Raw genomic sequence first — 25,350 nt, forward strand, 5'->3', positions numbered from 1 at the left:
TCACCCCCAGACCTCTACAAACTCCCGCCACTCGCCCTTGGACATGCCCGAGGTTTCCTGCGTGACGGCCTCGCCACCCAGACGGCGCTTGAGCACTTCGACGGCCTTGCCCGACAGGTTCACCCCGCCGAGGCGGTAGTCCTCGAAGGCCGCGTAGGCCTGGGGCACCCAGTCGCGGACGATGTCGCACATGGTCTCGGCATAGACGCGGATCTCGTATTGGGCGTGGCTGTCTGCGCGCAGGCGCAGGAAGTGGAAGAGGTTGTGCAGGTCGATCTTCCAGTACCACTGGGTGTAGACGTTGGCGGGCAGGTTCATGCGCGCCAACTCGCGCGCGAGGCCGAGTTTGCCGGTGTCCTCGTCGGGGGTGAGCATGTCCTCGTAATGGTCATAGCTGCGCATCGCATCCTCGCGCAGCAGGTCGAGGACGCGGGCGGCCTCGGCGCCTTCAAGCACCTGGCCGCGGCCCTGGTTGTTGACCTTCGACTGGGCGGCGAGGGCCTCGGGGGCGGGGATGTAGAACTCGCGGTCGAGGATCGAGTAGCGGGCCGAGTATTCGTTGACGTTGGCGGTGCGGTGGCGGATCCACTGGCGGGCCACGAAGACCGGGAGTTTGACGTGGAACTTGACCTCGCACATCTCAAACGGGGTCGAGTGCCAGTGCCGCATGAGGTAGCGGATCAGGCCCTTGTCGTCAGAAACGGCCTTGGTGCCCTTGCCGTAGCTGACGCGGGCGGCCTGACAAATCGCGGCGTCGTCGCCCATGTAGTCGATGACCCGTACCAGCCCGTGATCGAGTACCTCATGGGCGGTGTAGAGGCGGGCCTCCATCCCCGGCGAGGTGGCGCGCAGCGTGGTCTGGGGCTGGGCGCGCTGCGCCTCGATCTCGGCGAGCTGTTCGGGGGTAAGCGACATGAGGTTCCTCCGGCGAATAGAATCGGGACGACTATATATGCGATATGCGCTTCACGAAACCGCGAGATGATGTGGCTCGCGCGCGAGGTGTCGCAGCAGGGGCACGGCCCTCGCGCAAAAGTGTTGAAGAATTGACTTTTGAAGGCGGTTTCGGCACCCTTGCCCTCAAGGCAGGAACACAGAAAGAAAACATAATGAGCAAGCATCTTCTCTCGATCATTGCGCTTTGCGCTTTGACCGCTTGCAGCGGGGCCGCTGTTGTTGGGCCGGCTGACGGGACACCGCCGGATGGTTCTACGGATACTCCGAACGGCAGCGGCTCGCTGAACGGGGCCGATCTCAACATTCCCAGCGATCTGTTGGTGAACCTGGAATCCGTTGTCTACGATCCATCGGGCGAAACGCTGCAGGTCGAAATTGCGGGCCTTGACTCGACTCCGGCGCTCGTTCCCTATGTGCGCGACCCGGACCTCGATGTCGCTGGCTTCCAGGCCTACCGCATTCAGGAAGACGCGCTAGACCGCCTGTTCATCGCGCTTGCGAAGACCTCGACCGATGGCTCGGTGAGCGCGGTCACGGTGGCTGATGGTGGTCAGTTTAATAGGTACTTCGCTGGTGGTATTTACGCGCGCAGCGGGGATTACGATCCGCCGAGCGGGCAGGTTTCCTATGCTGGCAGATATGCGGGCTTGACCAACATTAAGGCCGATCCGAGCCTGACGACGAACAAGCTGATCGACCCGGCCGGTAGCGCTTCCGTCAATTGGCCCGATCAGCCCTCGCGCGTTGAGGGGAAGGTTTTCCTCGATGCAAACTTTAGTAAGAACCTAGTCAACGGCGCCGTTTATGATCGCTGGCTGATTGATGCGATCGACACTCCGATCGCGCTCGATGATGTGATCCTTGTCTCGACCAGCATTGCATCAGATGGTACGTTCGCAGGGACGGCTGAAGACGACACCGATCAAAAGGCCATTGGCTCATATGGTGGTGTCTTCGGTGGAGTGGGCGCAAACTCGGTTGCGGGCGCCGTTCATTTGGAAGATCACATTGAAATCTGGGAGAAGGAACAAGAACACGGGGTCTTCGTGCTTGAGCAATGTACCCCTGGGGAGCCCGGCTGCGGCACGCCCTAAGCGATGTTTCGCGATCGCTTGATATGTCTTGCTGCCGTCCTGCTCGCTTCAGCGAGCGGGGCGGTTTGCGCTGAAGAGACCGCTGGCGTCCCGATCTCCCAAGCTCCGCCGGGGCAACTGGAAATCGCAGCGGCGGCCATGGCAAGCGCGGGCCATTCAGCTGAGGCCATGTCGCTGGCCGAGGCGATCCTGCTTAGAGACCCGGACAGTGCCCTTGCGCATTACATCGTCGCGCGCGAGATGCTTGCAGCGGGAAACACCGATGTTGCGCGTCAGGCGGCCTCCAGAAGCTTCTCGGGGGCGGGGACCGATCGCCAGCATTATGAGGCGGCGATATTGGCCGCCAAGGTCGCTTTGGCGGATGAGCGCTGGATCGCCGCGCAGTATTGGGCACGGCACGCGATTCAATATGCGCCGGATGTCCCCAGCAAAGATCTTGCGGTGCAGGACTATTATCGCCTGCGCAGTGAATCGCCCTGGAACTGGCGTTTGCGTTTCGGCGTCAAGCCCTCGAGCAACGTTAACGGAGGCGCGGAGGACCGATCGAACGTCATTGACGGATACGATGCAGTCGGTGTGCTAAGCGATGATGCCCTCGCGCTGTCAGGGATTGTCGGCACCCTTAACTTCGATACAAACTACCGGATCCGCCGCACCGAAAAGAGCCAGACTTATCTCGGCGCAGAGTTGTATTTGCGTGGTGTGGAGTTGTCGGGCTCACCCAAACTGACGCCGTTCCACTTGCCGGGAACTCCTGCGCCTGCCTCGGTCGAGATACGCAACTCCGACTATTCGATGGTTGCACTGGGCATGAACCTTTCGCACCGGCAGGTGCTTGATAGGTCGACGCAGTTTACCGCGTCGCTTTCCGGGGGACAGATGTGGCAGGGCGGTGATCCGGGCTACGGCTATGCGGGAGCGAGCCTGCGCGCAGACCGTAGACTGGGCCAAGCCCCTTCGGCGACCAGGCTGAGCTTTGGCTTGGGTGTCGAGCGGCGCGACTGGAACGACTCGGCGCAGAAAGATACTCGGAGCGAATTGATTTTCGGCCTGACACGGGTTTTGTCGAGCGGGTCGCTATCCGGGACCATGGAATTGCTGGATGTGGCATCGAACAACGATCAGGCGCGCTCTTGGTCGGTTACGGGTTCACTCCGATACGAGCCGAACAAACACATTGGGCCGCTGGCCTATGCATTTTCCGCGGGCGCGATCAAAACGGTTTATCCCGACTACAGTGTCCTTTGGATGCATCCGGAGGGTGGCCGGCAGGACGAAACCGTCTATGGTGAGGTCGGTTTCTGGGCGCCGGACTATGGCTATGCCGGATTCACCCCCGAGTTTCGCCTTCAGGCGATGCAGGTGGACAGTAACATCAGTCGCTTCACCCGCTCCGAGTTTTCGCTGGCGGTGGGGTTGCGTTCTAGCTTCTAGGCCTTGCAGCATTGATCCGGCGGGTTAGGTTCGGATCAGGCGAAGGAGGCCGCGATGAAGATCAGATATCTGCACACGATGGTCCGGGTTCTCGACCTGGACAAGAGCCTGGCGTTTTACGCGCTGCTGGGGCTGAAGGAGACGCGTCGCTACGAGAGCGAGCAGGGCCGCTTTACGCTGGTTTTCATGGCGCCAGAGGGGCAGGAGAAGTGCCCGGTCGAACTGACTTGGAATTGGGATGGCGATACGGGGTTGCCCTCGGACAGCCGGCATTTCGGGCATCTGGCCTATGAGGTCGAGGATATCTACGCGATGTGCCAGCTCCTGATGGACAATGGTGTGACGATCAACCGTCCGCCGCGCGACGGGCGGATGGCCTTTGTGCGCTCGCCCGACAATGTCTCGATCGAGCTGTTGCAGGCGGGGGGGGCGCTGGCCCCGGCCGAGCCTTGGGTCAGCATGGAGAACACGGGCCACTGGTGATCAGCGTTTGAAGCGATCCGCGAGTTTCTGCAGCGGCGTCCGGGTATCTTCGGGCGCCGTTTGCGTGGCGGCGGGTTTCGGCTCGGGCGGTTTAGTGCCAGTCGAGGCGCGCGGGGGCGCGGTGCGCAGGCTGACGGCGTTCAGAAAACGTGGCCCGTCGCCTGCGGCGAGAGCGGGGGCGCCGTCCGAGATGCCGCGCAGCAGGTCGTCGAGCCAGTCCTGATCGGCCATGGCGAAATCCGACAGCACATAGGGCGCGACGCGATCCTTGTGGCCGGGGTGGCCGATGCCGAGGCGGACGCGCGCATAGGCCTCGCCCATATGCTGGTGGATCGAGCGCAGCCCGTTGTGACCCGCGTGCCCGCCGCCCGATTTGAGGCGGATCTTGCCGGGGGCGAGATCAAGCTCGTCGTGGAAGACGGTGATGGCCTCGGGCGGGATCTTGTAGAAATCGGCGGTGGCGCGCACCGATTGGCCCGAGAGGTTCATGAAAGTTTCGGGTTTGAGTAGGATGACGCGGGCCGAACCGAAGCGGCCCTCGGAGGTGAGGCCCTGGAAGGCCTTACGCCAGGGGCCGAAGCCGTGATCGGCGGCGATGCGATCGAGCGCCATGAAGCCGATATTGTGCCGGTTGGCGGCGTATTTCGCACCCGGATTCCCGAGGCCGACCCAAAGCTGCATGGCGCATCTCCTTTCGTCCGGGTTGTAGCGGCGGCGGGGGCAGGGGGCCAGCCCCCTCTTTGCGCGTGCCGCGCAAATTCACCCCCGAGGTATTTCGGCCAAGAAGAAGGGTCAGGCGCTTGAGCGGGAAAAGCGGCGGCGCCAGGCCGAGGGGGAGAGGCCGTAGCGGGAGTGGAAATGGTGGCGCAGCAGGGCGGCGGAAGAAAAGCCCGAGGCCTCGGCCACGGTGTCGATGCTGTCGGTGCCGCCCTCAAGCAGTTCGGCAGCGCGGGTCAGGCGGGCCTCGGCCAGAAAGCGGATCGGGGTGGTACCGGTGGCCTCATTGAAGCGGCGCAGGAAGGTGCGTTCGGAGAGGCCCGCGCGGGTGGCCAGCGATTTGACCGAGGGGGTTTCGGTCAGGTTGGCGCGCAGGCTTTCGATCAGGGGCGAGAGGCGCGCGGCCTCGTGATTGCGGGGCACGGGGCGGGGCAGGAACTGGGCCTGGCCGCCCTCGCGGTGGGCGGGCATGACGAGGCGGCGGGCGACGGAATTGGCGGCCTCGGCGCCGAAGTCGCGGCGGATGATATGGAGGCCAAGGTCCATGCCGGCGGCGGAGCCTGCCGAGGTCAGGATCTGGCCTTCGTCGATATAGAGCACCTCGGGGCGCAGATCGACATTCGGGTAGCGGCGGGTGAAAGCCTCGGCGTAGCGCCAGTGGGTGGTGGCGGCGCGGTGATCGAGCAGCCCCGTGGCGGCCAGAACGAAGGCGCCTGAGCATATCGAAGCGAGGCGGGCGCCGCGGGTATGGGCGGCGCGCAGGGCCTGCGTGAGTTCGGGCGGTACCGGGGCGTCGGCGCCTTTCCAGCCGGGAACGACGATCAGCCCTGCCTCGGCCAGCAGTTCCATTCCGCCGCTGGTGGTGACGCTGAGGCCGCCTTGGGCGCGCAGAGGCCCCGGCTCAATCGCCGCCGTGGCGAAGCGATACCAGTTCGGCCCCATCTCGGGGCGCGAAAGGCCGAAGATCTCCGCGACGATGCCAAATTCGAAGGTGCAAAGCCCGTCATAGGCCAGCGCCACGACCCGATTGTTGGGAATAGGCGGCAGGTCGAGGAATGGCAGAATGTTTTCGTTCGTTGTCATTCTGCCAGCTTACGCAGTTTGCGGCCCTGTGGCAAGATGGGGTCATCGAAGCAATGGAGATGCCGATGAACGCCGTCCTGAAACGCCCCGCGCCCGCCGCCGATACGATTGTCGCGCAGCTTGAGGTGCAATGCGCGCTGCATACCGATTGCTCGGATGTCCATGCCGTATTCGCGGCGGAGGGCGATCCAGGGTTCGTGTTGCTGCACACGATGGGCACGCCCGAGACCTATGCTCGCCGCCACGTGCCCCGGTCGGTCTTCCTGCCGCATCGCCTCATCACCGAAGAGCGGATGGCCGAATGGCCCGCCGAGACGCTTTTCGTCGTCTATTGCTCGGGGCCGCATTGCAACGCGGCCGAGCAGGCGGCGCTGGCGCTGGCCAAGTTGGGGCGGCCGGTGAAGATCATGCTGGGCGGCATCATGGGCTGGGAATTCGAGGGCTACGCCTTCGACCACGGCGCCTGAAGCGCGGGATGCAAAAGAAAAACGCCGGGCCAAGGCCCGGCGTTTCGCATTTCGAGGAGTAACGAATTACTCTTCCGCAGCGGCTTCTTCGTTGTCCGACGAACGCAGGCCCGAGGGTGCAGCGATGTTGGCGATGACGAAGTTGCGGTCGATGGTCGGCTTGCAGCCTTCCGGCAGGGCGATGTCGTTGATGTGGATGACGTCGCCGATCTGCTTGCCGGTCAGGTCCACGGTGATGTGGTCCGGAATGTCACCGGCCTGAACTTCCAGTTCGACTTCCGGACGAACCACGGTCAGGGTGCCGCCGCGCTTGAGGCCGGGCGCCGCTTCGTGGTTCTCGAAGGTCACGTGGATGAACAGGTTGATGCGCGAGGCGCGGTGGGTGCGCATGAAGTCGATATGCGTCGGCAGATCCTTGACCACGTCTTTCTGCACGCCGCGGCAGATCACGCGCACGTCGTCCTGACCGGCAACCTGAAGGTTGAACAGGGTCGACATGAAGCGGCCCTTGCGCAGGCGGGTCAGCAGCTTGTTGTAGTCGAGGTTGATGGCGAGCGGGTCTTTGCCGTCACCATAGACGATGCCGGGCACATAGCCCTCACGACGTGCTGCGCGAGCGGCCCCCTTGCCCGTCCCCGTGCGCACGACGGCTTCGATCGTTTCGATCTCTTTAGCCATTTTGCAATTCTCCAATTGGCGTTTCGGGCCCCCTCCAAGGGTGTGGGCCCATGAGCGTGCGCGCATACGCGCAAATGGCCTGAATGGCAAGAGGGCGCGGCGCATTTGTTGCGCGGGGCCAGGTTTCATCACGCGTTGGTAACAGCTTGCGCGGGGCTTTGCCAATCGGGCTGGGGGCGGGGCTTTCGGGGGCGTCGCGCGCGTGGTAACGCAATCGCGAGTGAGAAGAGGAAGCGGATGAGCTTTGCGGCCGAAATACGCGCAAGTCGGGCGACCGGAGCGGCGCTGGCGATGCTGGGGGCCTATTGGGGCGGGTTCGTGCCTTGGCTGCCGGAGTACAAGGCGCGCATGGGCGTCAGTGACGCCGTTCTGGGGCAGATCCTGCTGGCCTCGGCGGCCGGCGGGATGCTGGCGATGGCGCTTGCGCCGCGTGTGGGGCGCTGGCTCGAGGCGCGGCTTGGCGGGCGGGCGATGCTGCCGCTGGGGCTTCTTTTGGCACTGGCGCATCTGCTGCCGCTGACTGTTGGCGGGCCTTGGGGGATGGTCGTGGCGCTTTTGGGGATGGGGGCGGCGATGTCCTCGCTCGACATCGCGGCGAATGTGCATATCTCCGAGGCGGAGGAGCGCAAGGGGCTGCATCTGATGAACCTCAACCATGCGCTGTTCTCGCTCGCCTTCGCGGTTTCGGCGGTGGCCAACGGGCTCGCGCGCCGCGCCGGAGTGCCGCCCGAGCAGGCGCTGCCGGTCGTTGCACTTGTGCTGGCGGCGATGGCGCTCATTTTCCTTGGCCCGCGCGACGCGGTGCATCAGGCGTCTGTGGGTGAGGAGGCGCGTCCGCGCGGCGGGGTCGTTCCGCTGGCGCTGATCATCGCGGGCGGTTCGGTGCTGTTTGCGGCCTTCGTGGCCGAGAACTCGGTCGAGACCTGGGCCACGTTCCATTTCGAGCGCAACCTGGGCGCGGCACCGGGCGAGGGCGCCTTTGGCCCGGCGATGTTCGCCTTCATGATGGGGGTGGGGCGGCTGTTCGGGCAGGCACTGGCAAGGGTGCTCGGCTCGGTGCGGCTTTTGGTTCTGTCGGCGGGTCTGGGGGTCTTCGGCGCGCTGATCGTGGCGCTGAGCGGGATCTTGTGGCTCTCGATCCTTGGGGTCGCGCTGATCGGGCTGGGGGCTGCGGTTGTTGTGCCCTCAGCCTCGTCGTTGATCGGTCACGCGGCCCCGCCGCAGGCACGGGCGCGCGCGATCTCGCTGACCTGGATGGTCGGCTTCACCGGTTTCTTCATCGGCCCGGTGGTCATGGGGCTGATTGCCCAGACCGTGGGGCTGTTCTGGGGTTTTGGCCTGATCGCGGTGCTGATGGGTAGCATCGTGCTGGCGCTCGGGCCGCTGAGGCAGCCCGAGGCCCGCGCCGCTCAGCTATAGGCGTTCAGGAACCCTTGCGGGATCAGCAGGTTCTCGCGCTTGAGGTCATGCACGTTGCGCTCGCCACACAGCGCCATCGAGATGTCGAGTTCCTTCTGGATCACCTCGAGCGCCTTGGTCACGCCGGGCTCCCCCATGGCGCCAAGACCATAGACGAAGGCGCGGCCGATCATCGTACCCTTCGCACCAAGCGCCAGCGCCTTGAGCACGTCCTGACCCGAGCGGATGCCGCTATCAAGCCAGACCTCGGTCTTGTTGCCGACCGCCGAGACGATCTCGGGCAGCACGCGGATTGAGGACAGCGCGCCGTCCAGCTGCCGCCCGCCGTGGTTCGACACCACGATCGCATCGGCGCCAACAGAGGCCGCCATCTCGGCATCCTCGACGTCAAGGATACCCTTCAGGATCACCTTGCCGCCCCACATATCCATCAGCTTCTTGATCTTGTCCCAGTTCAGGGTCGGATCGAATTTCTCGGCTGTCCAGGTGGACAGCGAGGAAGGGTCCGATACGCCCTCGACATGACCCACGATATTGCCGAAAAAGCGCCGTTTGGTGCCCAGCATCTCAAGGCCCCATTGCCACTTGGTGGCCAGGTCCATCAGCACCGGCAGGGTGAATTTCGGCGGCGCGGTCAGGCCGTTCTTGAGGTCTTTGTGGCGCTGCCCGAGGATTTGCAGATCGACCGTGATCACCAGCGCCGAGCAGCCCGCCGCCCGGGCGCGGTTGAGCACGTCGCGGTTAAACTTGTCGTCGTTGAGCGTGTAGATCTGGAACCAGAAGGGAGCCTGCGTCGCCTCGGCCACGTCTTCGATCGAGCAGATCGACATGGTCGAGAGCGTGAACGGAACCCCGAACTTGGCTGCGGCGCGTGCGGCCTTGATCTCGCCATCGGCGCGCTGCATGCCCGTCAGCCCGACCGGCGCCAGCGCCACCGGCATCGCCACCTTCTGCCCCACCATCGTGCTTTCGGTCGAGCGCCCCGACATATCCACGGCCACTTTCTGGCGCAGGCGGATCTGTGCAAAATCGGACGTATTCTCGCGGAAGGTCTGTTCGGAATACGAGCCGCTCTCGGCGTAATCGTAGAACATCTTGGGGGTGCGGCGCTTATGCAGTCGTTTCAGATCGTCGATGCAGGTGATGACGGGCATGGTCCCTCCGCTGATTGGTTAGTTGTCTTTACCAATTTTGCACGTTTTAGGCAATCCTGAACTTTAGCATCTTGCACTTTGTCAGCGGCTCGGGTGCATTGCGGCCGAAGGGAGCGCGTAATGGACAGTGTTCTTTACGGGTTGATGGGCGGTCTTGTTGCGGCTGCGGCAACCACGGCAGGGGCAATTCCGGCGCTGATCGGCAAGTCGATGTCGCAGCGCACAGCGGACACGATGCTGGGTTTCGCAGCGGGCGTGATGCTTTCGGCCTCCTATTTCTCGCTGATCCTGCCCGGAATCGCGGTGGCCGAAGAGATGTTCGGCGTGGTCTGGATCGCGGCCGGTGTCGCGGCGGTGGGGATCGCGCTTGGCGCGGGGTTCGTGGCCTGGCTCAACCATATCCTGCCGCATGAGCATTTCACCTCGGGGCGCGAGGGGGCGGATGCGGCGCGACTGGCACGGATCTGGCTCTTCGTGCTGGCGATCACCATCCATAACTTCCCCGAGGGCCTGTCGATCGGCGTGGCCTTCGGTGCAGATCGCGCCAAGGGCCTTTCGGTGATGACCGGGATCTCGCTACAAGATATCCCCGAGGGGCTGGCTGTCGCGGTTGCGCTGGTGGGGCAGGGCTACACCCGCACGCGCGCCTTCTTCGTCACCATGCTGACGGGGTTGGTCGAACCGGTTGGCTCGGTGATTGGGGCGGCAGCGGTGTCGATCTCGGGGGCGTTGCTGCCTTGGGGGCTGACTTTCGCGGCAGGTGCGATGCTCTACATCATCAGCCATGAGATCCTGCCCGAAACGCACCGCAACGGCCATCAGAACCGCGCGACGGCGGGGTTGCTGTTCGGCCTGATCCTGATGATGTTCCTGGATGTGACACTGGGCTGAGGCCCGGCGGAAATGAAAAAGGGCGCCGCACGGCGCCCTTTCCTTTGGCTCAGAGGCCGAGTTTCTTTGCGACGATCTCGTTCACCGCCGCCGGGTTGGCCTTGCCGCCCGAGGCCTTGATGACCTGCCCGGTGAACCAGCCCGCCAGCTTCGGATTCTGCTTGGCCTTCTCGACCTGCGCGGGGTTGGCGGCGATGATCTCATCCACCGCGGTCTCGATCGCGCCGAGGTCGGTGACCTGCTTCATGCCGCGCGCCTCGACGATCTGGGCCGGGTCGCCGCCTTCGGTGTAGACGATCTCGAACACATCCTTGGCGATCTTGCCCGAGATGTCGCCCGCCTTGATCAGCTTGATGATGCCGCCAAGCTGCACCGGGTTGACCGGGCTGTCGGTGATCTCATGGCCTTCCTTCTTGAGGCGACCGAAAAGCTCGTTGATGACCCAGTTGGCCGCGAGCTTGCCGTCGCCGGCCTCGGCCACCACGGCCTCGAAGTAATCCGCGTTCTCGACCTCGGCGGTCAGCACCGAGGCGTCGTATTCCGACAGGCCCAGATCGGTGACGAAGCGCGCCTTCTTCTCGTCGGGCAATTCCGGCATGGTTGCGGCGATGTCGTCTACCCAGCCCTGCTCGATTTCCAGCGGCAGCAGGTCGGGGCAGGGGAAGTAGCGATAGTCATGCGCCTCTTCCTTCGAGCGCATCGAGCGCGTCTCGCCCTTGTCCGGGTCATACAGGCGGGTTTCCTGCACGATCTTGCCGCCATCCTCGATGATCGCGATCTGGCGGCGCGCCTCGAATTCGATGGCCTGCTGAATGAAGCGCATCGAGTTCATGTTCTTGATCTCGCAGCGGGTGCCGAGATGCGAGAAATCGCCGCTTTCCTGGAATTTCTCATAGGCGCCCGGCTTGCAGACCGAGACGTTCACGTCGCAGCGCAGGTTGCCGTTTTGCATGTTGCCGTCGCAGGTGCCCAGGTAGCGCAGGATCTGGCGCAGCTTGCCGACATAGGCGGCAGCTTCCTCGGGGCCACGAATGTCGGGGCGCGAGACGATCTCCATCAGCGCGACGCCGGTGCGGTTGAGATCGACGAAGGACATGTTCGGATCCATGTCGTGGATCGACTTGCCCGCGTCCTGCTCGAGGTGGATGCGCTCGATGCGCACGCGGCGGGCAACGCCCGGCCCCATGTCGACGATGATCTCACCCTCGCCCACGATGGGGTGATAAAGCTGGCTGATCTGGTAGCCCTGCGGCAGGTCGGGGTAGAAGTAGTTCTTGCGGTCGAAGGCGGAACGCAGGTTGATCTCTGCCTTCAGGCCAAGCCCGGTGCGCACGGCCTGAGCAACGCAGAACTCGTTGATCACCGGCAGCATCCCCGGCATGGCCGCGTCCACGAAGGCCACGTTCGAGTTGGGCTCCGCCCCGAAGGTGGTCGAGGCGCCGGAGAAGAGCTTGGCGTTCGAGCTGACCTGGGCGTGAACCTCAAGGCCGATCACCAGCTCCCAGTCGGATTTCGCGCCGGCAATGACTTTGGGTTCGGGGGCTTTATAGGAAAGGTGGTCGAGCATGGTCCGCTTCCGTCATCCGTAGGTTACCTGCCTTCTAGGACAGGGCCGCGCGAGGGGCAAGCCTTGCTGCACTGGCGGGCGAGGCAGAAGGGGGCGCTGCCCCCTCTTTCGGGCGTGCGCCCGCAATTCACCCCCGAGGTATTTGGACCAAGAAGAATATGCATCTCTCCGTGTGAAAATACCTCGGGGGTGAGGCCCGGAGGGCCGAGGGGGCGGCGCCCCCTTCTTGTCCCTTATCCCAACAGTCGTGCGGTCATTTCGGACAGGCCTCGGCTGAGGTCGTCGGTTGCAGCGATGCGTTCGAGCTCGGCGCGGATCAGGGCTTGGCGCGTCTTGTCATAGCGCAGCCAGGTTTCGAAGGCCGTCGACATGCGCGCTGCAGTTTGCGGGTTGAGAGGATCGAGGCGGATCAGCCAATCCGCGTAGAAGCGATAGCCCGCGCCGTCTGCCCGATGGAAGCCCGCGTGGTTGGCGGAGAAGGCACCGAGCAGGCTACGGAATCGGTTCGGGTTCTTCCATTCGAAAGCCGGGTCGGCAGCGAGGGTGGTGACACGTTCGGCGGCGGTTTTCGGCGGGCAGAGCGAGGCTTGGACTAGGAACCATTTGTCCATCACCAAGCGCACGTCTTTCCAGCGGCTGCGGAACTGCGCGAGCGCGCCTTCGGCCTTGCCTGCGGTCATCAGGTTGGACAGGGCGCTCAGGCTTTCGGTCATGTTGTCGGCCGAGGCAAAGAGGGCCTCTGCCCGTCTGGCGCCGTCGATTTGTGACAGGAGCGCGAGAGCCGCGAGGCGCAGGGAGCGGCAACCTGCGGGGGCGGCGTCGGGCGTATAGGCGCCGGGGACGGCCATGGACTCATAGGTTGCACTCAGCGCGACCTCATGGCGTTGGGCGAGGATCGTCATTAGTGCGCCTCGGGCGGTGTGGATCGCCTCGGGGTCGGGGGTCGTGCCGCTGGCGTGGAGGGCCTGAGCGATCTCATCCTCGCCGGGTAGGCGCAGGATCAACGCGCGGAAGGCCGGATCGGCGGTGTCGTCGGCCAGCAGACGGCCGATGGCGTCGATATATTCGGCTGCAGGCGGGGCGCCCTTGGTCATATCCATAAGGGTCTGGCGGGCGAGGCTGCGGGCAGCCTCCCACCGGTTGAACGGATCGGTGTCATGCGCCAGCAGGAAGGCCTGTTCGGCGGCGCTTGTGGCGCGCTCCAGCACCACGGGGGCCGAGAAATTGCGCAGAATCGAGGGCACCGGGCGCGTGGAAAGACCCGTAAATGTGAAGCTCTGCCGCGCCTCGGTCATCTCAAGGACGGTCGTCGGCACCACCTCGTTACCGTTGGGCGACAGCAGCCCCACGGCGATCGGCATGTGGCGGGGCGCTTTGTGCGGCTGGCCGGGGGTGGGGGGCGTGTGCTGCTCGAAGGTCAGGGTGTAGGTGTCATCGGCGTAATCGTCGGTCACGCGCAGGCGCGGAGTGCCCGCATCGGTGTACCAGCGCTTGAACTGGCCCAAATCGCGGCCCGAGCTATCCTCGAATACCTTAATCCAGTCTTCTATGGTGCAGGCCTGCCCGTCGTGGCGTTCGAAATAGAGGTCGAGCGCCTTGCGGTAGCCTTCATCGCCCACCAGCGTGCGCAGCATACCCACAACTTCGGCGCCCTTCTCATAGACCGTGGCGGTGTAGAAGTTGTTGATCTCACGGTAATGATCGGGGCGCGGGGGATGGGCGAGGGGCCCCTGATCCTCGCGGAACTGCCGGGCGCGCAGGGCGATTACATCCTCGATCCGCTTGACGGGGCCAAGGCGCATGTCGGCGGTGAAGGACTGGTCGCGGAACACGGTCAGCCCCTCTTTCAGGCAGAGCTGGAACCAGTCGCGGCAGGTGATGCGGTTGCCGGTCCAGTTGTGGAAATACTCATGCGCGATGACCGCCTCGATGCGCTCGTAATCGGTGTCGGTCGCGGTCTCGGGCGAGGCGAGCACGAGCTTGGAGTTGAAGATGTTCAGCCCCTTGTTCTCCATCGCGCCCATGTTGAAGTCATCGACCGCGACGATGTTGAAGATGTCGAGGTCGTATTCGCGCCCGTAGGCCTCTTCGTCCCATTTCATAGAGCGTTGCAGCGCGCCAAGGGCGAAGGCGCAGCGGTCCTCGTCCCCCGGACGGACATAGATGTTCAGCGCGACCTCGCGGCCTGAGGTGGTGGTGAAGCTGCCCGAATGTGCCACCAGATCGCCCGCGACGAGCGCGAAGAGATAGGCGGGCTTGGGCCAGGGGTCGTCCCACTCGGCCCAGCCGGGACCGGAGGCGACCGGGTTGCCGTTCGACAGAAGGACGGGCAGATCGCCTTCGATCCGCACGCGGAAGGGGGCCATTACGTCGGGGCGGTCGGGGTAGTAGGTGATCTTGCGGAAGCCCTCGGCCTCGCATTGGGTGCAATACATGCCGTTGGACATGTAGAGGCCCTCAAGCGCGGTGTTACCCTCGGGGGCGATCTCGACTTCGGTTTCCAGGGTGAAGGGTGCCTCGGGCAGGGCGGCGGGGTGGATTGTCATGCCGCTAGGGGTGATCAGGTAGTCAGAGGGCGTCAGCGCCACGCCGTCGATCGCTGCCGAGATCAGGCGCAGTTGCTCGCCATCAAGTCGCAGCGCGGCGCCGGGCGAGAGCGGAGTCATGGCAATGTGCGCCTGAACGCGGGTCGCATGGGGCGCCAGCCGAAAACGCAGCGAGACCTTGTCGATGCTGAACGGGTAGGGGGTGTAATCGGCCAGATAGGTCGTGCCGTCCATGACTGCTCCTGCGAAACTGTTTTCGGGCGGAGCCTAGGGCGCGGCTCGGCGGGGTTCAAGCCAATGGCGGATCACAGCTTGCGGCGTGCGCGGGAAGGCAAGCGCGTGCCGGTTCCTCGGGACGTGTTGGGCCGAAAATCGCTCAAATCGCCCGAATTGGTTAGGGTAGTTCACCAAAATAGGGTCTAGATAATGGAAATCTCTGGACAGCGCCCGGTCGCTGCACAAGATTAGGTCCGCATGTCAGGGGAGGCAGAAGATGGAACGAGTGGAGCGCGAAGGTCTTGAGGTTGCAGCCGAACTGGCGGCCTTCATCGAAGAGCGGGCGCTGCCGGGCACCGGTGTCGATCCCGCGAAGTTCTGGAAAGGGCTCTCGGGTCTGCTGCACGATCTGGGGCCGAAGAACCGGGCGCTTCTTGACAAGCGCGAGGCCATTCAGGCGCGGATCGACGACTGGCATCTGCATAACCGTGGCAAGGGCCATGACCCGGTCGCCTACAAGGAATTCCTGGTCGAGATCGGCTATCTGCTGCCAGAGGGGCCGGATTTCGACATCGAGACCCCCGCCACCGACCCGGAATTCGCCGATGTGTGCGGGCCGCAGCTGGTCGTGCCGATCACCAATGCGCGCTACGCGCTGAACGCGGCCAATGCGCGATGGGGCAGCCTTTACGATGCGCTTTACGGGACCGATGCACTGGGTGACCGCGCCGAGGGGGCGGGGTTTGACGCGGCACGCGGTGCGCGGGTGATCGCGCGGGCGAAGGCGTTTCTGGACGAGGCCGCGCCGCTGGTGGGCGGCAGCTGGGCCTCGGTCACGCGGCTTTGGGTGCAGGATGGCGGGCTGTTCGCGGATGGCGACGAGGAAACCGGGCTGCGCGATCCCGCGCAATTCGTGGGCTATACGGGCGCGGCGAGTGCGCCGACCTCGGTCGTGCTGACAAACAACGGGCTGCATGTGATCGTCGAGATTGACCCCGAGCACCCCATCGGCTGCGGCGATCCGGCGGGGATCAGCGATGTGCGCCTCGAATCCGCGCTCTCGTCGATCATGGATTGCGAGGACTCGGTTGCCTGCGTTGATGCGGCTGACAAGGTGCAGGCCTATTCCAACTGGCTTGGCCTGATGCGCGGCGATCTGACCGAGGTGGTCAGCAAGGGCGAGCGCAGCTTTGTGCGCGCGCTGAACCCGGACCTGAGCTTCACCGCCCCCGAGGGCGGCGAGGTCACGCTCAAGGGCCGCGCGCTGATGCTGGTGCGCAATGTGGGCCATCTGATGACCAACCCCGCGATCCTGACGCGCGACGGCGACGAGGTTTTCGAGGGGCTGATGGATGCGATGATCACCACGCTCTGCGCGCTGCACGATCTGCAAAAGGACGCCGGTGCGCGCAACTCTGTCACCGGCTCGGTCTATGTGGTAAAGCCCAAGATGCATGGTCCCGAAGAGGTCGCCTTTGCCTGCGAGATCTTCGACCGGGTCGAGCACTGCCTCGGTCTGCCGCGCCACACCGTGAAGCTGGGCATCATGGATGAGGAGCGCCGGACCTCGGTCAACCTCAAGGAATGCATCCGCGCGGCCAGGCACCGCGTGGCCTTCATCAACACGGGCTTCCTCGACCGAACGGGCGACGAGATCCACAGCTCGATGGAGGCCGGGCCGATGCTGCGCAAGGGCGAGATGAAATCTCAGCCCTGGATCCAGGCCTATGAGGATCGCAACGTCGATATCGGCCTGAAATGCGGGCTGGCGGGCAAGGCGCAGATCGGCAAGGGGATGTGGGCGATGCCTGATCGCATGGCCGACATGCTGGAGCAGAAGCTGGCGCATCCGATGGCCGGGGCGAACTGCGCCTGGGTTCCCAGCCCCACGGCGGCCACGCTTCACGCCACGCATTACCATCAGGTCGACGTCAAGGCCCGCCAGCGCGAGATCGCGGCGATGAAGCGCCCCTCGCGCCTCGATGATCTGCTGACGATCCCGCTGGCTGCGGGGCGCAACTATTCGGATGCCGATATCACCGCCGAGATCGAGAACAACGCGCAGGGCATTCTTGGGTATGTTGTGCGGTGGGTCGATCAGGGGGTCGGGTGCTCGACCGTGCCCGATATTCATGACGTGGGCCTTATGGAGGACCGCGCGACCTGCCGTATCAGCTCGCAGGCGCTGGCGAACTGGCTGCATCACGGCGTGGTCAGCGAAGGCCGCGTGATGGAGGCGCTGCGCAAGATGGCCAAGGTGGTGGATCGCCAGAACGCGAGCGACCCAAGTTATACGCCGATGGCGCCGGGCTATGACGGGCTTGCCTTCCAGGCCGCCTGCGATCTGGTGTTTTTGGGCCGGGTGCAACCCTCGGGTTACACCGAGCCGGTTCTGCATCAGCGGCGGGCACAGGTGAAGGCGCTGGCTCGCTAAGCGCTCAACGCGCGGGCGGGCGCAGCCCTGCACAGGGGCTGCGCATTCTTCGAGCTTTTCAACACGATGGCAGAGGGTTAGCTTGATCCGAAAGGAGCGCGCAATGACCAGACCCGTCGTAGGTATCATCGGCAACCGCGGATTGGTGAACGACCGCTATCCCGTCCATGAGGGCGGGCAGATGAACTCCTGCGCGGTCAGCCATGTCGCGGGCTGCATTCCCCTGCTGATCCCCGCCGACCCGGACTTTCTGTCGATTGAGGAGTTGATGGAGGTTTGCGACGGTTTCCTGCTGACCGGCGGGCGCCCGAACGTGCATCCCGAGGAATACGGCGAGATCGAGACCGACAAGCACGGCACCTTTGATCGGGCGCGCGACGCGATCACCCTGCCGCTGGTGCGGGCCTGCGTCGAGCGTGGCCAGCCCTTCTTCGGGATCTGCCGCGGCTTTCAGGAGGTCAACGTCGCCATGGGCGGTACGCTGCACCCCGAGATCCGCGAATTGCCCGGTCGCATGAATCACCGCATGCCCCCCGAAGGCACGCTGGAAGAGGCCTTCGCCCTGCGTCACAAGGTGCTCTTGCAGCCCGGCGGGCGGTTCGCCGCGCTTTTCGGCGCCGAAGAGGTGGTGACCAACACGCTGCACGGGCAGGGGATCGCCACGCCGGGCGAGCGTATCGTGATCGAGGGCCGCGCCGAGGACGGCACGCCCGAGGCGATCTACGTCAAGGACGCGCCTGGCTTTACGCTGTCGGTGCAGTGGCATCCCGAATGGAATGCTGAAGACGACCCGGTCTCGCGCCCGCTGTTCCGCGCCTTCGGCGATGCGGTCCGGCAATGGGCAGCGGCGAAGGTGGCTTGAGATGAAACGCTCGCGCGTCAACACGATCATGGCTGAAGCCGAGGAGATGATCGCGCAGTTCGGCTTCCGCCTGCCGCCCTTCGCATGGTGGAGCGTGGATGAGTTCCGCGCGGCTATGCCTGAGGCGCGGCGTGTCGTCTCGGCGCGCATGGGGTGGGACATCACCGATTACGGGCAGGGAGACTTCGACCGGCTGGGGCTGTTCCTGTTCACCCTGCGCAATGGCGAACTGACGGATCTGCGAACGGGCGGAGGCATGGCCTATGCCGAAAAGCTGCTGATCTCACGCCGCGATCAGATCAGCCCGATGCACCGCCATATCGTCAAGGCCGAGGACATCATCAACCGCGGTGGCGCAGGGCTGGCGGTGCAGCTTTATGGCTCGGATCCGAGCGGGGCATTCGATGAAACCGCAGGCGGGATCGTGTTTTGCGACGGTATCCCGCGCGTCTTCACCCCGGGCGAGATCATCGTGTTACCCCCCGGCGAAAGCATCACCCTGCGCCCCGGCGATTGGCACGCCTTTTGGGGCGAGGGCGGCGATGTGCTGATCGGCGAGGTTTCGACCGTCAATGACGATCTGAGCGACAATATCTTCCGCGACCCGATCGGGCGCTTTGCCGAAATCGAGGAGGACGAGGCCCCGCGCCACCTTCTGGTCAGCGATTACGACGCCTGGCTCGGCTGAAGGAATTTTGCGGCTTCCTTGCGCGCGAAGGGTTTGAGCGCGCCGCCATGCGCCTCCAGCCAGTCGCGCACGGCTTGGGCGTCGTGCTTGGAAAGCTCGCGCAGCCACCAGGCGATGGCCTTCTGGATGAACCAGTCGCGGTCTTCGGAAAGGCGCACGCACCAGCCCAACACACGTGCGCGGATCGCGGCTTCCTCGGCGGTGGGGTGGTTTTGCTTGGTCCAGGGCAGGGTGATCACCAGCGCCGCGCGGCGGGTCCACATATTGTCGGCCTCAAGCCAGGTTTCGACCTGATCGACGCGGGTCGGGTCGGCCACCAGGCGCCGGCTGCCCGCGTTGCAGGCGTGATCGGCAACCGCCCAGGCATTGAGCCCCGGCACCCAGGAGGCGATCAGATCCCAGGCAGCGTCATCGGGGCGCATCCTTGCCTGCGTCAGTAGCTTGGTCGCGGCGATCATCGCCTCGTGGATGCCGCTGTCCCACAGGCCCGCGGCCAGCGCGATGCGTTCTTCAAGCGAACACTGAGCCCGCCAAAGCCGGGCCATATCCTCGATCAGCGGCACGGCCACACCCAGGTAACGGCGCGGGACTTTGTGATAGGCTTCGGCCCCGGCGGCCTTCTCCGCGTCTCCGCAGATCTCCAGCGCGGCGATGGCATCGGCAACCGAGGGCGGGGCGCCCAGATCGTCGTCTTCCTCGCCCTCGTGATACTGCTCATAGGCCGCGTCCGAGGCCGCATAGGCCCGCGCCTCGGCGTCCAACTGCGCCTCTTCCTCGGTCAGCGGGCGGTCCTCGGCGGAGATAGTGCGGGGTTTGCGCGTGCGGCCCATTACTCGACCGTCACAGACTTGGCGAGGTTGCGCGGCTGGTCTACATCGGTGCCCTTGGCAACGGCGGTGTAATAGGCCAGCAGCTGCGCGGGCACGGCATAAAGGATCGGCGCCCAGGGTTCAGCCACGGAGGGCATCTTGAGCGTGGCCCAAGTGCCGTCGGAGGCCGCCGCAAGCCCCTTGCCGTCCGAGATCAGAAGCACCTCGCCATGGCGCGCCATGACCTCTTGCATGTTCGACACGGTCTTGTCGAAAAGCCGGTCATGCGGCGCCAGCACGATCACTGGAACCGAGCGGTCGATCAGTGCAATCGGCCCGTGCTTGAGTTCACCTGATGCATAACCTTCGGCGTGGATATAGCTGATTTCCTTGAGTTTCAGCGCGCCTTCCAGTGCCAGCGGGAACATCGGGCCGCGGCCAAGGAAAAGGATGTCCTGTGCCTCGGCCAGACGTTCGGCCAGCTTTTCGATCTGTTCCGAACAGCCAAGCGCGGTGTTCATCAGCCCCGGCAGCGCGCGCAGCGTGGTCAGGTGCTCGTCCAGATCCGCAGGCGCGATATGACCCCGGTCCACCCCGGCCTTGAGCGCCATCGCCGCCAGAACCAGAAGCTGGCAGCTGAAGGCCTTGGTCGAGGCGACACCCACCTCGACCCCGGCCAGGATCGGCAGGGCGATGTCGCATTCGCGCGCGATGGAAGAGGTGGGCACGTTCACCACGGCCACGGTCTTGGCAACCTTCTCGTGGCAGTAGCGCAGCGCGGCCAGCGTGTCGGCGGTCTCGCCCGACTGGCTGACGAAGATGGCGAAGCTGCGCTTGGGCAGCGGCGGCTCGCGGTAGCGGAACTCAGAGGCCACGTCGATCTCGCAGGGCAGGCCGGCGAGTTGCTCGAACCAGTATTTCGCGACCGAGCAGGCATAGAAGGCGGTGCCGCAGGCAACCAGCGTCAGACGGTCGAGATCGGCGAAATCGAGGCCCTCGGGCAGGTTCAACTGGCCGTTCGGCAGGTAGTGGCGCAGGGCGTCGCCCAAGACCACCGGCTGCTCGGCGATTTCCTTGGCCATGAAGTGCTTGTAGCCCGCCTTCTCGACGCGCGCCGCGCCCAGGTCAATGCGCTGCTCGTCGCGGTTTGCACGGCGACCCTCGGCGTCGAAAATCTCGGCGCCCGCGCGGGTGACGAAGGCATAGTCGCCCTCGGCGAGGTAGGTGATCCGGTCGGTCATCGGCGCCAGCGCGATCGCGTCGGAGCCCACGAACATCTCGCCCTCGCCATGGCCGATGGCCAGCGGCGAGCCCTTGCGGGCGGCGATCATCAGGTCATCCTCGCCGTCAAACAGCCACAGAAGCGCGAAGGCCCCGTCGAGTTTCTTCAGCGTCGCCAGAGCGGCCTCGCGCGGGGACATGCCGCGATCCATGAACGCGCGGGTTAGCAGGGCGACCGTTTCGGTATCGGTCTGGGTCTGCGGGGCGATCCCGGCCTCGGCCAGTTCGGCGCGCAGCTCACGGAAGTTCTCGATGATGCCGTTATGGACCACGGCGACCTTGCCCGACATATGCGGGTGGGCGTTGACGGTCGTCGCGGCGCCATGGGTGGCCCAACGGGTGTGACCGATGCCTGACTTGCCCGCCAGCGGTTCGTGTACCAGCAGGTCGGACAGGTTCACCAGCTTGCCGACAGCGCGGCGTCGATCCAGCTGGCCGTTGTTAATCGTCGCGATCCCGGCCGAGTCATAGCCGCGATATTCCAGCCGCTTGAGGCTTTCCACAAGCAGGGGCGCGACTTCATGGTTTCCAAGAACCCCAATAATCCCGCACATTTACGAACCCTTTTTCATGTTTGCCTTCTTGGCCCGCAGCATCTCAAAAAGCTTTGTCGCAAGACCCGGTCGGTTCATCTGCTTGGCGCGGCCCAGGGCGATGGCGCCCGCTGGAACATTCTCGGTGATGACCGAACCAGAGCCGGTCAGCGCGCCGTCGCCCACCGTGACCGGCGCCACCAGCATCGTATCCGAGCCGATGAACGCGTTCGCACCCACGGTGGTGCGGTGCTTGAAAACGCCATCATAGTTGCAGGTCACCGTGCCCGCGCCGATGTTGGTGCCCTCGCCAATGTCGGCGTCGCCCAGATAGGTCAGGTGGCCGACCTTGACGCCCTCGGCCAGGATCGAATTCTTCACCTCGACGAAATTGCCGATATGCACATCCTCGGCCAGTTCGGCGCCGGGGCGCAGGCGTGCAAACGGCCCGACGGTCGCCCCGCGCGAGATATGGCAGCCCTCAAGATGGCAAAACGCCTCGATCTGCGCGCCGCTTTCGATGGTGACATCGGGGCCAAAGACCACGTTCGGCCCGATTACCACGTCGCGCCCGATATAGGTGTCCAGCGCGAACCAGACGGTGTCCGGGTCCACCATGGTCACGCCGTTCTCCATCGCCTCGGCGCGCATTCGGGCCTGAAAGAGGGCCTCGGCGCGGGCCAGCTCGGCGCGGGTATTGATGCCGAGGGTTTCTTCCTCGGGGCAGGTCACGACCTCGGCGCTGAGGCCCTTGGCGCGGGCGGCGGCGACGATGTCGGTCAGGTAGTACTCGCCCGCCGCGTTGTCGTTCTTCAGCCCCGCGACCAACTCGGTCAGCAGCACGGCATCGCAGGCGATAACGCCGGAATTGCAAAGCATTATGGCGCGTTCTTCGTCGGATGCGTCCTTGAATTCGACGATCCGGTCAAGAGCGTTGCCCTTCGCGATCAGCCGCCCGTAGCGGCCCGGATCGGCGGCCTCAAAGCCCAGAACGGTGACCGCGGCGGTGCTTTCGGCCAGCCGCTCCAGCGTCTCGGGGCGGATGAAGGGCGTGTCGCCGTAAAGCATGATCACACGGCCGTCGAACCCCTCCAGCGCGGGCAGCGCCTGCGCTACGGCATGGCCGGTGCCAAGCTGTTCGGCTTGCAGTACCACCTTGGCCTCGGGGTCGATCTTGCCGACGGCCTTGGTAACGGCCTCGGCGCCATGGCCCGCGACGACGATCACCTGTTCGGGCTCCAGCGCGCGCCCTGCGGCCAAAGCATGGGCCACAAGCGGTGCAGCGCCGATGCGGTGCAGCACCTTGGGGAGGTCCGAATTCATGCGGGTGCCTTGGCCAGCGGCCAGAACAATCAACGCGATCGTCATGGGAATGCCTTTTCTTCTGCTCGGACCCGTTTTACCCATACCATATCTGGCCGCAAGGGGCGCGCATTCACGCTATCTTTCGGGTTCGTAACAGGGGGATTCCATGCGCACGGTGGTGTTTGATCTCGACGGCACGCTGGCCGATACCTCGGCCGACCTGATCGCCGCGGCGAACGCCTGCTTCGAGGCGCGTGGTCTGGGGCGCCCTCTGGACCCGGTCGGCGATGCGCTGATCGCCTTTCACGGCGGGCGCGCGATGCTGCGCGCGGGCTACGCGCGGCTCAACGAGGCGCGGGCAGAGGACCTGATCGAGGCCGATTACCGCCCGCTGCTTGACCATTACGCCGCGCATATCTGTGTCGAGACACGGCTTTACCCCGGTGCCGCCGAGGCGGTCGAGGCGCTGCGCGGGCAGGGCTACGCGACCGCCATCTGCACCAATAAGCCCGAGTATTTGGCGCGTGATCTGGTCGCCCAACTGGGCGTGGCCGGGCTGTTCGGCGCGCTGATCGGGGCCGACACGCTTCCGGTGCGCAAGCCCGACCCCGCGCCCTACCGGGCCGCCGTGGCGGGGGTAGGGGGCGATGCCGCGCGCTCGATCCTGATCGGCGACACGGTGACTGACCGAGAGACGGCGCGCGCCGCCGGTGTGCCCTGTGCGCTGGTAACCTTCGGCCCCGAGGGGCGGGGGATCGAGCGCCTTGCGCCCGAGGCCCTGTTGGAGCATTACGGTGATCTTCCCGAGTTGGCGGGACGTTTTCTGCCCGACTGATTTAACCCCGCGGTTTTCCCGATGACCAAAGCCCCCGGCCGCCACGCGGTGAGCTTCGTCCTGCTTCTCGTCTTTCTCGACATGGTCGGACTTGGGCTGATCCTGCCCGTGCTGCCCAAGCTGATCGAGACCGTAGGTGATATGGATCTGGCCGAAGCCTCGCGCATCGGGGGCGGCATGTTCGCGGCCTTCAGCCTCGCGCAGTTCGTCTTTTCGCCGCTGGCCGGAGCGCTGTCGGACCGGTTCGGGCGGCGGCCCTTGCTGCTTCTGGCGATCGCGGGGCTTGGGGTGGATTACATCTTTCACGCGCTCGCGCCCTCGGTGCTGTGGCTTTTCGTGGGGCGGATCGTGGCGGGGGCCTGCGGGTCGTCTTACGTCATCGCCAACGCCTTCCTGGCCGATGTGACCGCGCCCGAGGCGCGCGCCAAGGCCTTCGGGATGCTCGGAGCCGCCTTCGGCATGGGCTTCGTTCTTGGGCCTGCCATCGGCGGGCTGTTGGGCGAGCTTGGCCCGCGCGTGCCCTTCTGGGTGGCGGCGGCGATTTCGTTCGCGAACCTCGTCTATGGCTATTTCGTCCTGCCCGAAACCCTGCCGCCCGAAAAACGCCGCGCCTTCCGCTGGCGCGAGGCGAACCCGCTAGGCGTGCTGGCGGTGTTTGCCCGTCACAAGGGCGTTCTGCCGCTTGGCGCGGTGTTGGCGGTCTACTTCTTCGGCTCGGCTGTCTATCCGGCGATCTGGTCGTTCTGGGGGATCGCCAAGTTCGGCTGGTCCGAGGCGATGGTGGGCATCTCGCTGGCGGCCTTCGGTATCGTCTGGGCGGTGTTCCAAGGCGTGCTGACCGGCCCCGCCGTGCGGCTCTGGGGCGAGTGGCGGGTGGCGATGGTCGGTCTGATCATCGCGGTTCTGGCCTGCGCGGGCTATGGCTTTGCCAATGGTATCATCGCGGTCGTGGCGCTTTTGGTCTTCCACGGCCCCGAGGGTTTCGTGAACCCGATGCTGGCCGCGCTGATGTCGCGCGCCGTGCCCGAGGACGAGCAGGGCGCGCTGCAAGGTGGGATCTCGGCGGCGATGAACCTTGCGATGCTTCTGGGCACGCTGTTTTTCACCCAGGTCTTCGGCTACTTCCTGTCGGATGCGGCGCCCTTCCGCAGCCCCGACATGGCCTATTTTGTCGCCGCCGTGACGCTGCTTGTGGCGCTGGCGATGTTCTGGCCGCAGTTTCGGCGCGCACGCGGCTAGGGGCGGGGGAAACGTGCGCGAGCGGCTTCGGCCTCGGGGCGCAGCGCGCAGCCCTCGGCATGGTCGTTGATCAGCCCCATCGCCTGCATGAAGGCATAGACCGTGGTCGGCCCAACGAATTTCCAGCCGCGTTTCCTCAACTCCTTCGATAGCGCGACCGAGGCGGCCGAAGTCGAGGCGCTTTGCGGCGTTGCCAGATCCTCGGGGCGGGGTTCATAGCGCCAGATGAAGGCGGCCAGCGAGCCCTCGGCCGCGACCATCTCGCAGGCGCGGGCGGCGTTGTTGATCACGGCCTCGATCTTGCCGCGATGGCGCACGATGGAGGCATCGGCCAGCAGGCGCTCGACATCCTCGGGGCCGAAGGCCGCGACCTTGTGAAAGTCGAACCCCGCGAAGGCCGCGCGAAATCCCTCGCGCTTGGCCAGAATGGTTCGCCAACTCAGCCCCGACTGGAAACTTTCCAGGCAAAGCTTCTCGAACAGGCGGATGTCGTCACCCACCGGAAAGCCCCATTCCTGGTCGTGATAGTCGAAAAACTCCGGCGCCGCCGCGCACCAAGCGCAGCGCGGGCGCCCGTCCGGGCCCTCGATGGTCTTGCTCATGTGCACCTCCCTTTGGTCCATGATGCACGGGGAAGGGCGGGCGGTCAGCCCCCGAT

The 25,350-nt window shown here is 65.0% G+C and carries 22 protein-coding genes; 11 read left to right on the plus strand and 11 right to left on the minus strand.

All coding sequences use genetic code 11. The annotated features are described in order from the left end of the window. Positions 1-915, minus strand: coding sequence for an FAD-dependent thymidylate synthase (gene thyX, locus KTQ37_RS06160; protein WP_218629622.1), 915 nt, complete (start codon positions 913-915; stop codon positions 1-3). Between the two features lie 44 nt (positions 916-959). Between thyX and KTQ37_RS06165 the strand changes: the two genes are divergently transcribed. The 3 genes from KTQ37_RS06165 (at position 960) to KTQ37_RS06175 (ending at position 3,968) form a co-directional block, all read left to right on the plus strand. Next, complete coding sequence (locus tag KTQ37_RS06165) at positions 960-2,051, plus strand: hypothetical protein (protein WP_218629623.1); 1,092 nt, start codon at positions 960-962, stop codon at positions 2,049-2,051. A gap of 168 nt (positions 2,052-2,219) precedes the next feature. After that, positions 2,220-3,485: a tetratricopeptide repeat protein gene (locus tag KTQ37_RS06170; RefSeq protein ID WP_218629624.1), complete on the plus strand. Its 1,266-nt coding sequence runs from the start codon at positions 2,220-2,222 to the stop codon at positions 3,483-3,485. Positions 3,486-3,539: 54 nt separating this feature from the next. Further along, entirely contained in the window at positions 3,540-3,968 is a 429-nt protein-coding gene (locus KTQ37_RS06175) for a VOC family protein (protein ID WP_218629625.1), read from the plus strand. Here KTQ37_RS06175 and pth read toward each other — a convergent pair whose 3' ends face one another. Next, positions 3,969-4,649, minus strand: coding sequence for an aminoacyl-tRNA hydrolase (pth, locus tag KTQ37_RS06180; protein WP_218629626.1), 681 nt, complete (start codon positions 4,647-4,649; stop codon positions 3,969-3,971). It abuts the gene before it with no gap. A 111-nt stretch (positions 4,650-4,760) separates the two neighbouring features. Next, positions 4,761-5,768 carry a transcriptional regulator FtrA gene (gene ftrA, locus KTQ37_RS06185; protein ID WP_218629627.1) on the minus strand — a complete coding sequence of 336 codons (1,008 nt, stop codon included), beginning with the start codon at positions 5,766-5,768 and terminating at the stop codon, positions 4,761-4,763. Positions 5,769-5,833: 65 nt separating this feature from the next. On the opposite strand from ftrA, the gene KTQ37_RS06190 reads away from it, so the two are divergent. Continuing rightward, a complete protein-coding gene (locus tag KTQ37_RS06190) occupies positions 5,834-6,235 on the plus strand; it encodes a rhodanese-like domain-containing protein (protein ID WP_218629628.1) in 402 nt (133 codons plus the stop codon). A gap of 66 nt (positions 6,236-6,301) precedes the next feature. Here the strand turns inward: KTQ37_RS06190 and KTQ37_RS06195 are convergent, their stop codons facing one another. Further along, on the minus strand, positions 6,302-6,913 hold the full coding sequence (locus KTQ37_RS06195; protein ID WP_218629629.1) for a 50S ribosomal protein L25/general stress protein Ctc: 612 nt from the start codon (positions 6,911-6,913) through the stop codon (positions 6,302-6,304). 237 nt (positions 6,914-7,150) lie between these two features. On the opposite strand from KTQ37_RS06195, the gene KTQ37_RS06200 reads away from it, so the two are divergent. Then, the gene (locus KTQ37_RS06200; RefSeq protein WP_218629630.1) at positions 7,151-8,332 is read left to right on the plus strand and encodes an MFS transporter; all 1,182 of its coding nucleotides are present in this window, start codon (positions 7,151-7,153) and stop codon (positions 8,330-8,332) included. On the opposite strand, the gene KTQ37_RS06205 is transcribed toward KTQ37_RS06200, so the two are convergent. Then, positions 8,323-9,486 carry an alpha-hydroxy acid oxidase gene (locus KTQ37_RS06205; protein ID WP_218629631.1) on the minus strand — a complete coding sequence of 388 codons (1,164 nt, stop codon included), beginning with the start codon at positions 9,484-9,486 and terminating at the stop codon, positions 8,323-8,325. The two genes, KTQ37_RS06200 and KTQ37_RS06205, sit on opposite strands and share 10 nt — an antisense overlap. A gap of 120 nt (positions 9,487-9,606) precedes the next feature. On the opposite strand from KTQ37_RS06205, the gene KTQ37_RS06210 reads away from it, so the two are divergent. After that, on the plus strand, positions 9,607-10,377 hold the full coding sequence (locus KTQ37_RS06210; protein WP_218629632.1) for a ZIP family metal transporter: 771 nt from the start codon (positions 9,607-9,609) through the stop codon (positions 10,375-10,377). 49 nt (positions 10,378-10,426) lie between these two features. Here the strand turns inward: KTQ37_RS06210 and gatB are convergent, their stop codons facing one another. Both gatB and pepN read right to left on the minus strand, forming a co-directional pair. After that, positions 10,427-11,944 (minus strand): Asp-tRNA(Asn)/Glu-tRNA(Gln) amidotransferase subunit GatB, encoded by a 1,518-nt coding sequence (gatB, locus tag KTQ37_RS06215; protein WP_218629633.1) that lies wholly within the window; start codon positions 11,942-11,944, stop codon positions 10,427-10,429. A 233-nt stretch (positions 11,945-12,177) separates the two neighbouring features. Beyond that, positions 12,178-14,724 (minus strand): aminopeptidase N, encoded by a 2,547-nt coding sequence (gene pepN / locus KTQ37_RS06220; RefSeq protein ID WP_218629634.1) that lies wholly within the window; start codon positions 14,722-14,724, stop codon positions 12,178-12,180. A gap of 259 nt (positions 14,725-14,983) precedes the next feature. Between pepN and KTQ37_RS06225 the strand changes: the two genes are divergently transcribed. The 3 genes from KTQ37_RS06225 (at position 14,984) to KTQ37_RS06235 (ending at position 18,690) form a co-directional block, all read left to right on the plus strand. Further along, complete coding sequence (locus tag KTQ37_RS06225; RefSeq protein ID WP_218629635.1) at positions 14,984-17,140, plus strand: malate synthase G; 2,157 nt, start codon at positions 14,984-14,986, stop codon at positions 17,138-17,140. Positions 17,141-17,243: 103 nt separating this feature from the next. Beyond that, positions 17,244-18,002 carry a gamma-glutamyl-gamma-aminobutyrate hydrolase family protein gene (locus tag KTQ37_RS06230; protein WP_218629636.1) on the plus strand — a complete coding sequence of 253 codons (759 nt, stop codon included), beginning with the start codon at positions 17,244-17,246 and terminating at the stop codon, positions 18,000-18,002. Position 18,003: 1 nt separating this feature from the next. Then, on the plus strand, positions 18,004-18,690 hold the full coding sequence (locus tag KTQ37_RS06235; RefSeq protein WP_218629637.1) for a D-lyxose/D-mannose family sugar isomerase: 687 nt from the start codon (positions 18,004-18,006) through the stop codon (positions 18,688-18,690). Here the strand turns inward: KTQ37_RS06235 and KTQ37_RS06240 are convergent. Genes KTQ37_RS06240 through glmU form a run of 3 tightly spaced genes read right to left on the minus strand, consistent with a single transcriptional unit; the run spans position 18,669 to position 22,681 of the window. Next, positions 18,669-19,520 (minus strand): DNA alkylation repair protein, encoded by an 852-nt coding sequence (locus KTQ37_RS06240; protein WP_218629638.1) that lies wholly within the window; start codon positions 19,518-19,520, stop codon positions 18,669-18,671. The two genes, KTQ37_RS06235 and KTQ37_RS06240, sit on opposite strands and share 22 nt — an antisense overlap. Then, a complete protein-coding gene (glmS, locus tag KTQ37_RS06245; protein ID WP_218629639.1) occupies positions 19,520-21,334 on the minus strand; it encodes a glutamine--fructose-6-phosphate transaminase (isomerizing) in 1,815 nt (604 codons plus the stop codon). The genes KTQ37_RS06240 and glmS overlap by 1 nt, the downstream gene beginning before the upstream one ends. Next, positions 21,335-22,681, minus strand: a complete 1,347-nt coding sequence (gene glmU / locus KTQ37_RS06250; RefSeq protein ID WP_218629640.1) for a bifunctional UDP-N-acetylglucosamine diphosphorylase/glucosamine-1-phosphate N-acetyltransferase GlmU — start codon at positions 22,679-22,681, stop codon at positions 21,335-21,337. Positions 22,682-22,784: 103 nt separating this feature from the next. Here glmU and KTQ37_RS06255 point away from each other — a divergent pair, with 103 nt between their 5' ends. Together KTQ37_RS06255 and KTQ37_RS06260 are read left to right on the plus strand one after the other, a co-directional pair. Continuing rightward, positions 22,785-23,453: an HAD family hydrolase gene (locus KTQ37_RS06255; RefSeq protein ID WP_218629641.1), complete on the plus strand. Its 669-nt coding sequence runs from the start codon at positions 22,785-22,787 to the stop codon at positions 23,451-23,453. 21 nt (positions 23,454-23,474) lie between these two features. Then, a complete protein-coding gene (locus KTQ37_RS06260; RefSeq protein ID WP_218629642.1) occupies positions 23,475-24,692 on the plus strand; it encodes a TCR/Tet family MFS transporter in 1,218 nt (405 codons plus the stop codon). Here KTQ37_RS06260 and KTQ37_RS06265 read toward each other — a convergent pair. Then, the gene (locus KTQ37_RS06265) at positions 24,689-25,294 is read right to left on the minus strand and encodes a DNA-3-methyladenine glycosylase I (protein ID WP_218629643.1); all 606 of its coding nucleotides are present in this window, start codon (positions 25,292-25,294) and stop codon (positions 24,689-24,691) included. The two genes, KTQ37_RS06260 and KTQ37_RS06265, sit on opposite strands and share 4 nt — an antisense overlap. Between the last annotated feature and the right edge of the window lie 56 nt (positions 25,295-25,350).

The organism is Sedimentimonas flavescens, from assembly GCF_019264375.1.
GTDB classification, from domain to species: domain Bacteria; phylum Pseudomonadota; class Alphaproteobacteria; order Rhodobacterales; family Rhodobacteraceae; genus Rhodobacter; species Rhodobacter flavescens.

Excerpts from the sequence above, each read along its gene's own strand:
- KTQ37_RS06205 (WP_218629631.1), bottom strand. The coding sequence starts at position 9,486 with ATGCCCGTCATCACCTGCATCGACGATCTGAAACGACTGCATAAGCGC.
- KTQ37_RS06265 (WP_218629643.1), bottom strand. The coding sequence starts at position 25,294 with ATGAGCAAGACCATCGAGGGCCCGGACGGGCGCCCGCGCTGCGCTTGG.
- KTQ37_RS06230 (WP_218629636.1), top strand. The coding sequence starts at position 17,244 with ATGACCAGACCCGTCGTAGGTATCATCGGCAACCGCGGATTGGTGAAC.
- gatB (WP_218629633.1), bottom strand. The coding sequence starts at position 11,944 with ATGCTCGACCACCTTTCCTATAAAGCCCCCGAACCCAAAGTCATTGCC.
- pepN (WP_218629634.1), bottom strand. The coding sequence starts at position 14,724 with ATGGACGGCACGACCTATCTGGCCGATTACACCCCCTACCCGTTCAGC.
- glmS (WP_218629639.1), bottom strand. The coding sequence starts at position 21,334 with ATGTGCGGGATTATTGGGGTTCTTGGAAACCATGAAGTCGCGCCCCTG.
- KTQ37_RS06260 (WP_218629642.1), top strand. The coding sequence starts at position 23,475 with ATGACCAAAGCCCCCGGCCGCCACGCGGTGAGCTTCGTCCTGCTTCTC.
- KTQ37_RS06165 (WP_218629623.1), top strand. The coding sequence starts at position 960 with ATGCGCTTCACGAAACCGCGAGATGATGTGGCTCGCGCGCGAGGTGTC.
- KTQ37_RS06255 (WP_218629641.1), top strand. The coding sequence starts at position 22,785 with ATGCGCACGGTGGTGTTTGATCTCGACGGCACGCTGGCCGATACCTCG.
- ftrA (WP_218629627.1), bottom strand. The coding sequence starts at position 5,768 with ATGACAACGAACGAAAACATTCTGCCATTCCTCGACCTGCCGCCTATT.
- KTQ37_RS06210 (WP_218629632.1), top strand. The coding sequence starts at position 9,607 with ATGGACAGTGTTCTTTACGGGTTGATGGGCGGTCTTGTTGCGGCTGCG.
- glmU (WP_218629640.1), bottom strand. The coding sequence starts at position 22,681 with ATGACGATCGCGTTGATTGTTCTGGCCGCTGGCCAAGGCACCCGCATG.
- KTQ37_RS06200 (WP_218629630.1), top strand. The coding sequence starts at position 7,151 with ATGAGCTTTGCGGCCGAAATACGCGCAAGTCGGGCGACCGGAGCGGCG.
- thyX (WP_218629622.1), bottom strand. The coding sequence starts at position 915 with ATGTCGCTTACCCCCGAACAGCTCGCCGAGATCGAGGCGCAGCGCGCC.
- KTQ37_RS06225 (WP_218629635.1), top strand. The coding sequence starts at position 14,984 with ATGGAACGAGTGGAGCGCGAAGGTCTTGAGGTTGCAGCCGAACTGGCG.
- KTQ37_RS06190 (WP_218629628.1), top strand. The coding sequence starts at position 5,834 with ATGAACGCCGTCCTGAAACGCCCCGCGCCCGCCGCCGATACGATTGTC.
- KTQ37_RS06235 (WP_218629637.1), top strand. The coding sequence starts at position 18,004 with ATGAAACGCTCGCGCGTCAACACGATCATGGCTGAAGCCGAGGAGATG.
- pth (WP_218629626.1), bottom strand. The coding sequence starts at position 4,649 with ATGCAGCTTTGGGTCGGCCTCGGGAATCCGGGTGCGAAATACGCCGCC.
- KTQ37_RS06175 (WP_218629625.1), top strand. The coding sequence starts at position 3,540 with ATGAAGATCAGATATCTGCACACGATGGTCCGGGTTCTCGACCTGGAC.
- KTQ37_RS06170 (WP_218629624.1), top strand. The coding sequence starts at position 2,220 with ATGTCGCTGGCCGAGGCGATCCTGCTTAGAGACCCGGACAGTGCCCTT.
- KTQ37_RS06195 (WP_218629629.1), bottom strand. The coding sequence starts at position 6,913 with ATGGCTAAAGAGATCGAAACGATCGAAGCCGTCGTGCGCACGGGGACG.
- KTQ37_RS06240 (WP_218629638.1), bottom strand. The coding sequence starts at position 19,520 with ATGGGCCGCACGCGCAAACCCCGCACTATCTCCGCCGAGGACCGCCCG.